Source organism: Nitrospirae bacterium CG2_30_53_67 (assembly GCA_001873285.1).
In the GTDB taxonomy this organism is placed as follows: Bacteria; CG2-30-53-67; CG2-30-53-67; order CG2-30-53-67; family CG2-30-53-67; genus CG2-30-53-67.
Map to the genome: position 1 here is coordinate 1 of MNYV01000126.1, position 3,895 is coordinate 3,895.

1 protein-coding gene and 1 pseudogene are annotated in these 3,895 nt (G+C 54.4%); both read right to left on the minus strand.

What is annotated here, in order from left to right; genetic code table 11:
• Positions 1–300 (minus strand): annotated as a pseudogene (locus AUK29_07985) (hypothetical protein).
• A 110-nt stretch (positions 301–410) separates the two neighbouring features.
• Entirely contained in the window at positions 411–3,890 is a 3,480-nt protein-coding gene (locus AUK29_07990; GenBank protein OIP62712.1) for a helicase, read from the minus strand.
• Between the last annotated feature and the right edge of the window lie 5 nt (positions 3,891–3,895).

The window sequence follows — 3,895 nt, forward strand, 5'->3', positions numbered from 1 at the left end:
GCCTTCTTCGACCTCGATGGCAACAACCTCGTCCACCTGGGCCATACTTACCGAGATGCTCGGCTTGCAGTTCCGCGCCAGGCTGTTGATCTTAGCCTTCAGGTCGTTGGTCAGGTGCTCGCCGCCTACGGTCCCGTCATTCCGAACACCCAGAAGGAGTGTCCCTCCCCTCGCATTCGCGAAGGCTACGATGTCTTCGTCGATGCGGGAGGTGTATTTCTCTTTAAATTCCACGGTGAGGCCTTCGCCCTCACAGATGAGGAGTCTTACTTTGTCGCTATTCATCTCTGCGGTTCCCATGATTCACGCCTTTAACTCGCCCGTTGAGCGTTTGAACTCCAAACTGCAATCTTTCGCCCTCGCGCACGCGGGCGGCCAGTTGTTTAACGTTGGCGGGGTTCTGAGGTCCGTCATGGACGCTTCCCTCCATAAGGAGGCTGTTCCTCCCGCAGCATCATCGGTTTGGTCATAGCGTTCACTGATAGATAGTAGTGAGCGACTTTGCTCACCTCATGCCAATCCAGCCGGGCAGGGTCTTTTATTGGTTCCTGGAGTTGGGGTTGTATACTGCAATTGGTCACGACGTAGAGCCAATAGCAGTCCCGTCGGTCTTCCGCAACTCTTCGTTCGTTTGGGGTGAGAAGAACCGTGCCGGTTGCCTCGCCGATGCCCTTTACTTCTATGAGCCGAAGCTCGCTGGAATCCAGGTCAAGGCTGGTCATATCATAGCCAAGGTTCTTTTCGTGTACGTCATAAACCAGGCGTCCCTGTGCTTTCTCGAATTCCATAACCACACTCATGGCAATGGCTTCGGTTTCAAGATTGGGCCGTAGATTCTTGACCTCCGGGCTTTCGCGATCCGGATGGGGAAGAACAAGCACGCTTGTTATCCGCTCTATGCCTTGAAGCGATAGGCTTTTCTGACGGGCAAAATCCTGGCGCCGGCTCTCCCTTCGCGCAAGGAGCTCGGCATGGCGGGTCTCTGCCTGGGCAAGGCGTCCTTCGGCTCCCGGAACCTTCTGATCCACTTCGGATGCCGCTCTGCCGATCTCTTCATCGGCCTTCTGTAAAAGTTCCGTGAGTGAAAGCTCCACGTGAGAGGAGACTCGTTCTATTTCAGATATTCGTTCATCACGAACTTCGTCAATAAAGGCCCGAAGAACGTTTTCGTGGAGCCACTCGGTCACTTCGTGGCTCGCAGGAACACTGGCAAGTTCAACGGAAGCTTTGGCTGGAGTAAAATTGCCCAGCATTCCCGGTTCCTGTTGGCGTATTGTGCCGTTGTCTGCCACTTCTACGCAGAAAAGTCGTTCGTGGATGGTCTTGCCAAGACCGTCAACAACGCGGCCTCGATAAAAGTCCACCCGGGTCGGTGCATCATGTTGAAGAGAAAAGAAGCTGGCCCCCTGGCCAAACGCCGGCTGTGACAAGGACAAGGCATGGCGCCGTAGTGCTTCAAAAAGCGGGTGGCCGGGGGTCACCCATTCCAGGTTATTGTTCTCGGCTGTTTGGCGGTCTGCGGATAGGCGCGGGTATTTGACTGCCAATGAAGGGAGTTTCCAGTCGGAATCCCTCTCATAGTTTTTTAAGACCATGGGAGTCTTTACGGCCTCGAAAGTATGGGGGAGGTGCTGAACCGGCTTTAATTTCAAGGGGACATACTCGGACGCCTCTTGAATGAAACGGGCTATGGTCTCCGGAACGACACGTCTCTCCTGCGCCCTCGCCCGACGCTCGATGAGCATTTCGAGGTTAAGCTTTTTTGAGGCAAGTCCCTCAAGGGCATTCCGGCAGATAGATCGAAACTTCTCTTCGTCAACGTTCCTGAGAAGGCGATCCTCCAGGTCTGCATCGCCCAGTCGTCCTGCGTAATAGTCTCGAAGGACACGCTCTACGTGTGCTGCCGGAAGGACCTCGCCGACTACATTGAAGACCGCATCATCATCGAGGGCATTGCGGATCTCCTGAAGTTTATCAAGAAGCCTTTGGAGAACTCGGCCCTCAATCGTGTTGGTTGCTACAAAATTGAAGATGAGGCAGTCTTTCCGTTGTCCGTATCGATGAATTCTACCCATTCTCTGCTCGAGACGGTTTGGGTTCCATGGAATATCATAGTTGAAGAGGATGTGGCAGCACTGCAGGTTGATACCTTCCCCGGCCGCCTCGGTAGCCACAAGAATTTGAATGTCTCCATCTTTGAACTGCTGTTCAGCATGGAGCCGCGTACCGGTTTCATCTCTTGATCCGGGCTTCATGCCGCCGTGAATCGAACCGACCTGGAAGCCCCACTCTTTGAGGCAATCTATAAGGTAGTAGAGGGTGTCTTTGAATTCCGTGAATATGAGAAGCCGTTCCTTTGGATGATCAAAAAAGCCTTCCTGCTGCATGAGTTCCTTGAGGCGAGAGAGTTTTGCCTCTGCACCAGATTTTTCAACTCCTTTTGCCTGCTCCTCAAGCCTCTTGAGGTCCTCTATTTCCTCCTGGATCTGGTCCGCGTTGCCGGCCAATGTGATGGCGTCCAGCATCTCCTCCAAACGTTCTCGCTCACTCTCTTCCATCTCCTCGATCTCTTCGGGGTCGGGGAGACCTGCCTGCGCCGCGCTGCCGCACAGCGCGGCAGGCAGGTCCGGCGGAGCTATGAGGGAAAGTTCCCGGGCGCGTTTGAGGCCCTCTTCCAGGCGTCTGGCCCGATTTTCCAAGGAATGGCGCATGGCGTGGGTGCTTGAGGCAAGGCGTCGCTGGTAGAGCGACATTAAGAATCCAACGGCTCGAGAACGGGGATCGTCACCTTGAGCAGCGGCCTTGGCGCTTTGTAGTTTCACAAAGCGTGTAACATCCCGGTAGAGTTCAAATTCAGGCCCGTCGATCTGGAAATCCACGCTGTGGGTGATGCGTTTTGTGAATATCTTCTCCGCTGCCCAGGTTCCGTCCGGCCGTCGCTCCGGGAAATAAACCATTGCTTCCTTGGTCCGTCGCAAGTAAAAAGGCGCTCTTCTCCGTTCCATGGCCTGCCGGATGGATTTGACATCGGCATACACATCGGTATCCAGAAGCTGCAGGAAGAGGCTGAAGTTTTCCGGGTCTCCTTTATGAGGCGTGGCTGTAAGCATGAGAAAATGATCCGAGGTATCACGCAGAAGTTCGCCGAGAGCGTAACGGGCCGTCTTCCGGGCGGGTGGGCTCCAGGACATACGATGTGCCTCATCCACAATGATCAAGTCCCAGTTCACTTGTCGAAGACCGGGGAGGATCTCCGAACGCTTGGCAAGGTCCAGAGAGGTGATGACATGATTCTGTTCCAACCACTGATTCACGCCGAACTGGTCCCGTATGTTGGAACCCTTCAAAACCAGGAATTTCTCATCAAACTTCTCCTTAAGCTCTCTCTGCCATTGGAAGGTGAGGTTCGAAGGGCAGACGATCAGGACTCTTTCGGCAAGGCCTCTGAGCTTGAGTTCTCGGATAAGAAGTCCTGCCATGATGGTTTTCCCGGCGCCGGCATCATCTGCCAGGAGGAACCGCACCCGGGCAAGTTTGAGCAGGTAGTCGTAGACAGCTTCGAGTTGGTGCGGCAGAGGATCAACCCGGGAAATCGAGAGACCAAAATAAGGATCGAACTCGTAGGCAATCCCAAGGGAATAGGCTTGAAGCCCAAGGCGCAGGAGTTTCCCGTCACCTTGATAATTAAACTCCGAATCTATGATGGTGAGGGTCTCTATATCAGTGGAGGTCAGAGTCACACTCCGAAATCTTTCCGACTTCGTGCCCACAAGCCCGGCAACCCAACTGTCCGGTCCATTGATTCGGACAGTCTCCACCCGCATGGGCTCATTGAAGAGCGCGCCGGTCAGGATTTGGCCTCTTCGTATTGGAGCGGCTTGGTCGGTCACAGTTC